The following is a 5,876-nucleotide window of genomic DNA, read 5'->3' as shown; positions in this document are numbered from 1 at the left end:
AAGAAATCGAGGAAGGGGAATGAAGCCCGACAGGTTCGTCGATCGACGCGCCCGTACGCTGGCGACCGATCCCACGCTGAACGTGGCCCTCGAGGCCTCGGCGGGCACGGGAAAGACGAGCGTTCTGGTCCGTCGTTATCTTCGTCTCGTCGAAGAGGGAGCGAGCCCGCGCCACATCTTGGCCATCACCTTCACTCGCAAAGCGGCAGGAGAGATGAAGACTCGCATCGTCGACGAGCTGAAGGAGCGCCCCGATCTGTGGGCGGAGATTCGCCATCGACTCTTCGAGATCCATGTCACGACCATCGACGCCTTCTGCCTCGGCTTGCTCCGAGAGTTTCCGCTCGAAGCGGGTCTCGACCCGGATCTCAAGCTCCTCGACCCTGTCGAGACCGAGCGGTTGATGCATGAAGCGATCGACCACGCTTTTCGAGTATCGCGCACGAGGCGTTCTCCCGATTTGAGCTTCCTGATGGCTCGATTCGGCATCGACGCCCTGAGGCGCGGTCTCCGGGATTTCCTCGTAAGCCGACTGGTCCGGGCCGAGATTCTCGATCGATACGTTGCGCGGGTCCTCCCGCCGACGGTCAGCTTGAGAGGCGCTCTCGAGCGTGTTTCCAATTCGCTCGCAGAAGCGCTTCGCGGACGCGACGGAGTCGAAAGGTTTCTGCAAACCGGCCCCTCCCCTCCGACGCCGAGTTTTGGCGCTTTCGCGTTCGCGCTCCGACGCGGAGTCGACCCGAAGCAAGCGACCCCCATCGATGTCGAGGAGATCCTGAGCTACTTCCTGACGCAGGATCTGGAGCCCAGGCGCCGCCCGCCTCTGCCGGCCAAGAGTTTCACGAGCCGGGCCGACTACGAGACGCACCGGGACCGCGTCCTCGGCCTCGCGCCGCTCGTGGCCGGGATCTCCCGGCGCTGGACGCGGGAGAAAGATTTCTATGCCGTACGCCACCTCCATCTTCTGTATCGAACGGGCGCGGCGCGTTTCGACGAGCTCAAGCAGCTTCATGCCGCGCTCGATTTCACCGACCTTCTCACCAGGGCGGTGCAGCTCCTCGAGAACCGTGGCGAGTTCTCCCAAAGCCGTTTCCGCCTCGAATCGCGTTACCACCACCTGCTCATCGACGAGTTTCAGGATACGAACGAGGCGCAGTGGCGACTCGTCGCCGCGCTGGTCTCGTCCTGGGGAGAGGGCGCCGGACTCGTACAGGAAGTGATCCTCGACGAGCAATCGCGGGGACGTGGGGAAGGCAGGATCCGCGAACCGAGCCTCTTCATCGTCGGCGACAAGAAGCAGTCGATCTACGGCTGGCGCGACGCCCGCGTGGAGGTTTTGGAGAAGGCGTCACGCCACCTTCTTCGCATCCGTAGCCGCGGCGCGAAGCGCCTCACGCTACGGCATAGCTTCCGGGCCCGGGGGAAGCTTCTGGCCTTTCTGAACGACCTCTTCTCCGAGATGCCCAAAGCGCCCTCGGACCTCGATTGGTCGTTTCAGTATCGCGAGGCGGATCTGTTTCCCATATCGGACGTCGGTGAGGGAGAGAGGCCCGTCGCTCTGGCCGTCGGAACCGAGCTCACCCGCGTCGCCGGAGCGGTGGCGGACGAGGTGGTCCGCCTCCTCGAGGACGAGAAACTTCGGCCGAGGGACATCGCCGTTTTGTTTCGAAACCGTTCTTCGTATCGCGCCTACGAAGAGGCATTGACCGAACGCGGCGTGCCAACCTATGTCTACCGCGGTCTCGGTTTTTTCGACTCGCCCGAAGTGCGGGATGTAACCGCGCTCGTGCGTTTTCTCGCCGAGCCCGACAAGGAGCTGAGGGCCGCGGAGCTTGCGCGCTCGCGATTCGTGGGCATATCGGACACTGCCCTCGTTCGTCTGGCAATCAAACAAGGTAGCTCGGGGGATAAGCCGCTGTCTCGATGGCTCTCGGACGGAATCCTCGCGACATCGATCCCGATCGAGACCCGGGACCGCAAGTTGTTCGAGCGTGCGGCACGTCTCGTCCCTCGATGGCTCGAGTGGGTCGACCGCATTCCGCCCGTCGATCTCCTGGACCAGATTCTCGACGAAAGCGAGTACGCGGCACGTCTGGCCGGGCGGGAGCAGAGCTGGGAAAACCTCAAGAAGCTTCTGGAGATGATCCGGCGTGCCGAGAACCGCGGCTATCTGACCATGTCGCGACTCGCGGATTTTCTCGAGAATGCCACGACCGACGAGGAGTCGCCCGCGGTGCTCGAGGCGGTGGACGCCGTCAACTTGATGACCATTCACGCGGCCAAAGGGCTCGAGTTCGAGAGCGTCTTTCTCGTCAATCTGCACCAGAGAGCTCGTCAAGACCGGTCTTTGCCGCGCATCCGGGAGCTCGCCGACGGCCGAGTCGAGGTCAGCGCCCTCGCAGCAACGGACGAGGACGATGCCCCGAACCGCGTCGTCGAAGAGGAGAAACGGCTGCTGTACGTGGCCCTCACTCGAGCGCGGCGGTTCCTTTCGCTCTCGGTCGTTCTTTCGGACGATGCCGAGCGGCCCGGAAGCCTCTTCGCATTGCTACCGGAAGAGTTTCAGGATTGCGCCAGCGAGGCCCTGGTTTCCTCGCTGCCTCGAGTCGACTGGCGCGGGCATGAGATCTGCCTCCTCGGCTCGCCAGAACCGAGGCGGTTCGAGGACGATCGGCCCCCGCCCGCGTATCGCCTCCGGCTCGAGCCGCTTTCCGGTGGAGCGTTCGAGCTCCGAGTCGAGACCGCGGACGCCGGCGAGCTCCACCCCGCTCCGAGCGAGGGAAGAGTCTACCGGAATCTCCCTTATTCCATGTTTCGCCAAGGCGTTCTGCATCGGGGAGTCATTCCCCGAGTGGATGTTGGTGCGACCACGGTCGTCGTGCGCGGCGGCGAGGAGGCGCAGCAGGCAGCCGCGGAGCTCTTCCCCGGACGCGAAATCGTTCTACAAAGCTAGAGCTTCTGAAGCCGTTCGGGCTCAATCGTGTACTCGTGATCCACGTTGCCGGTATTGCGCGTCGTCTTTGGCTCGAATAGAAGTACGCTGGCAACGCCCTCGGGAACGACGGGCTTGTGCTCGACGCCTCGGGGGACGATGAAGAACTCGCCCGGCGCGAGGTCGACGATCCCGTCCCGCAAATGAATCTCCAACCGACCGGAGACGACGAGAAACATCTCGTCCTCGTCGCGGTGATGATGCCAGACGTACTCTCCGGCGGTCTTTACCAGCTTGACGTATTGGCCATTCAACTCGCCCACGATCTTGGGGACCCATTGGTCCTCGAAGGAAGCGAGTTTCTCTTCGATGTTCACCTTTGAGCTCGGCATGGCCGAATCCTATGGCCGCCACCAGCGGCGGATCCAAAGCTTCGGTACAATGCCCCAAGGTCGACTCCCCGCCTGTTAGAATAGATTCAGCACCCAATCTCAGGCCGAAAAGTCCAGATGTACCGCACGATCCGCGCGGATGAAATCCTGAAGACTGCCGAGAGTCTCCGGAACCGGATTCAGGCGCGGTTCCCCGAGTCCGGATTGAGGCGCGTCTCGGAAGAGCTCCTCGACGTGGCTCGGGAGACACAGAAGCGCTGCGAGCGCATCAAAAAGCCCAATATCCCGCTTCGGGTGAGCGTCGTGCTGCTGCTCGCGTTCGGTCTTTCCGGCATTGCCGGGCTGGTGGTGACGAATGTGCGGATGACGGACGATTTCTGGAACCTGGCCACTTTCGCAGAAGCAGCCGACGCGCTCCTCGGCGACATCGTCTTTCTCGGCGCGGGTATCGCGTTTCTCGTCACCCTCGAGACCCGCGTCAAACGCAACCGCGCCCTGGCGGCGGTCAACGAGCTTCGCGCACTCGCCCACATCGTGGACATGCATCAGCTCACGAAGGATCCCGAGATGGTGCTCAGCCAGCATCCGAAGACCGACGTCTCCCCGGATCGAAACATGACGCCGTTCGAGCTGAATCGCTACCTCGACTACTGCAGTGAGATGCTGGCTCTGATCTCCAAGGTGGGCGCCCTATACGTCCAGAGCTTCCCCGATTCCCAAGCGCTCGCGGCCGTCGACGAGATCGAGAACCTCACGACGGCGCTGTCCCGGAAAATCTGGCAGAAGATGATGATTCTCGACCGTTACACGCCCAGGCGGCACTCGAGCCGGAAGCGGTGAGAGCTTCCCGGAAGATCTGCTCGAGAAGATCGGCGAGACGGTAGCCGGCGAGCGCGCCCTGGCGGGAAGCAACGGCAAAGACGCGAGACTGGTACTCTCGCGGCGGCGCCGCATCTCGGACGAGATAACTCGGATAGGCCTCCGACATCGCCAGCATCGCACCCGCTCGGGACCACCCATCGAAATCCTTCGATGCGATCTCTTCTCCGAGCCGATCCCGAGGGTGGGCCTCCGCCAACTCCGAAGCGACCCGCGTCACCCACGAGAAGTAGCTCTCGCTGTGATACTTCCTCCGCGAGCGGGTGAGAATCGAGTCCCAGTATGCGTGAAGGTTTCCCGCCTCCAGGTCTTCCAGCTCGAAATCGTTTCCGCCGCGGTCTCCCTCGGGATCGCGCTCGGTCACCCGCCCGCTCGAGTGAAGCGGCTGATGCACATCGCCCACCAGGTGGAGAACCCAGGCGATATCGATGGCGCGCTCGGACGCCGGACGGGAGTCATTGGCCGCTGCTTTCGCCGAAGTCTCGAGTCGCTCGACGAGCTCTCCGAGTGTTCCCATCTCCGGCAGGAGCTTAAAGCCCGACCCCTGCGGCGTCCAGAAACGATTGACATAGTGCCATTGGGGATGGTCGTAGAGCTCTTTACGCTCGGGCAAAAGCTCGTCGCGCACTAGGTCTGCCCATGCACAGGTCTTCAGGAACAGCTCGCGCGAGCGTTCGGCGTAAGGCCTCGGGCCGGGAGGGAGAAGGCTCTTGATATCGGAGCTCTCCGGTGCATCGAGCAATCCCTCGATCACATCCCGGCGCGTCGGCTCGTCCAGTTCCTCCCAGGCGATCGCGCACACGACGTGATGGCCGAAGAGGTCCCAGGCGGAAGCCGAGGACGCCGTCAGGCAACAAGCGAGGAGAATCTTCACTCGTCGCATTGGACGCTCGTCGGCTCCGAGCCGCCGCACAGGATGCTCTCGGTGCGGCCTCTCGCGATTTGGGCACAGGCGTTGTTCCTGGCGGTGTCGATCGCTTCTTCGAGCGAGACACCACTAGCGGTGCGACAAACGGATTCGCCGCGGAACTCCATGCAGACTTCGCAGCTCACCTTGCCGAGCTTCGAGGTCGAGGTCACGATGTAAAGGCCCACGAGAATCAGGGCGACGAGAATCGCAATCCGAGCGATCTTCATATCGGATTAGCCTCGAAGGAATGGACGGGTAAGGCAGGTCGGCCCGCCCGAGCCGTTCAAGCAGATTTCCGCGCCCGGAAAGGTTAGGACCTCGAATCCGGCATCCATCATCCGCCGGTTGGTCTTCTCATTCTCGGCGAGCGCCAGAAGCTTGCGATCTCCCAGAGCGAGCACGTTGACGGCGAGGCTCTCTCGCTCCGAAGGCTCGATGGGGATGAGCTCGAATCGGCGCCGTTCGAGCTCTTGCACGGTCGGAACGCTGAGCCACGGCAAGTCAACGAGGGCGGTACGCTCGTCGAGAAGGCTCAAGAGCGACATGAGGTGAAGACACCCCGCCGGGCCAGGGCCGTGAGGGAGAGACGAGCTCAAGACCCGAATCCCGTGGGGCGCCAACAAGGCGTCGAGCTGTTCGATGCCGGAGGCATTCGTCCGATAGCCTTCGCCCACGAGCAACGTCGTCTCATCGAGCCAGACCAGGTCCCCACCTTCGGTCGTTCCCGGAGACTCGATCGCCCCGAGGATCGGTACGCCGAGCT

At 63.0% G+C, this 5,876-nt stretch carries 6 protein-coding genes; 2 read left to right on the top strand and 4 right to left on the bottom strand.

Annotated features, from left to right (window positions below):
- The first annotated feature begins 19 nt into the window (after positions 1-19).
- Positions 20-2,953 (top strand): UvrD-helicase domain-containing protein, encoded by a 2,934-nt coding sequence (locus tag VEK15_26560; protein HXV64290.1) that lies wholly within the window; start codon positions 20-22, stop codon positions 2,951-2,953.
- Here the strand turns inward: VEK15_26560 and VEK15_26555 are convergent.
- Positions 2,950-3,324 carry a cupin domain-containing protein gene (locus VEK15_26555; GenBank protein ID HXV64289.1) on the bottom strand — a complete coding sequence of 125 codons (375 nt, stop codon included), beginning with the start codon at positions 3,322-3,324 and terminating at the stop codon, positions 2,950-2,952. The two genes, VEK15_26560 and VEK15_26555, sit on opposite strands and share 4 nt — an antisense overlap.
- 117 nt (positions 3,325-3,441) lie before the next feature.
- Here VEK15_26555 and VEK15_26550 point away from each other — a divergent pair, with 117 nt between their 5' ends.
- A complete protein-coding gene (locus VEK15_26550; GenBank protein HXV64288.1) occupies positions 3,442-4,164 on the top strand; it encodes a hypothetical protein in 723 nt (240 codons plus the stop codon).
- Here the strand turns inward: VEK15_26550 and VEK15_26545 are convergent.
- The 3 genes from VEK15_26545 to VEK15_26535 all read right to left on the bottom strand — a co-directional run.
- On the bottom strand, positions 4,076-5,086 hold the full coding sequence (locus tag VEK15_26545) for a S1/P1 nuclease (GenBank protein ID HXV64287.1): 1,011 nt from the start codon (positions 5,084-5,086) through the stop codon (positions 4,076-4,078). The two genes, VEK15_26550 and VEK15_26545, sit on opposite strands and share 89 nt — an antisense overlap.
- A complete protein-coding gene (locus tag VEK15_26540) occupies positions 5,074-5,340 on the bottom strand; it encodes a hypothetical protein (protein ID HXV64286.1) in 267 nt (88 codons plus the stop codon). Before VEK15_26540 ends, VEK15_26545 begins: the two co-directional genes overlap by 13 nt.
- A 6-nt stretch (positions 5,341-5,346) precedes the next feature.
- The coding region (locus VEK15_26535) for an arginine deiminase family protein (protein HXV64285.1) at positions 5,347-5,876 on the bottom strand (530 nt) is incomplete at its 5' end.

This window comes from Vicinamibacteria bacterium, from assembly GCA_035620555.1.
Lineage (GTDB): Bacteria > Acidobacteriota > Vicinamibacteria > Marinacidobacterales > SMYC01 > DASPGQ01.
This window is presented reverse-complemented; position numbering and strand designations above follow the sequence as displayed.

Coding starts and splice junctions, on each gene's coding strand:
- VEK15_26560 (HXV64290.1), top strand. CDS start 20: ATGAAGCCCGACAGGTTCGTCGATCGACGCGCCCGTACGCTGGCGACC.
- VEK15_26555 (HXV64289.1), bottom strand. CDS start 3,324: ATGCCGAGCTCAAAGGTGAACATCGAAGAGAAACTCGCTTCCTTCGAG.
- VEK15_26550 (HXV64288.1), top strand. CDS start 3,442: ATGTACCGCACGATCCGCGCGGATGAAATCCTGAAGACTGCCGAGAGT.
- VEK15_26545 (HXV64287.1), bottom strand. CDS start 5,086: ATGCGACGAGTGAAGATTCTCCTCGCTTGTTGCCTGACGGCGTCCTCG.
- VEK15_26540 (HXV64286.1), bottom strand. CDS start 5,340: ATGAAGATCGCTCGGATTGCGATTCTCGTCGCCCTGATTCTCGTGGGC.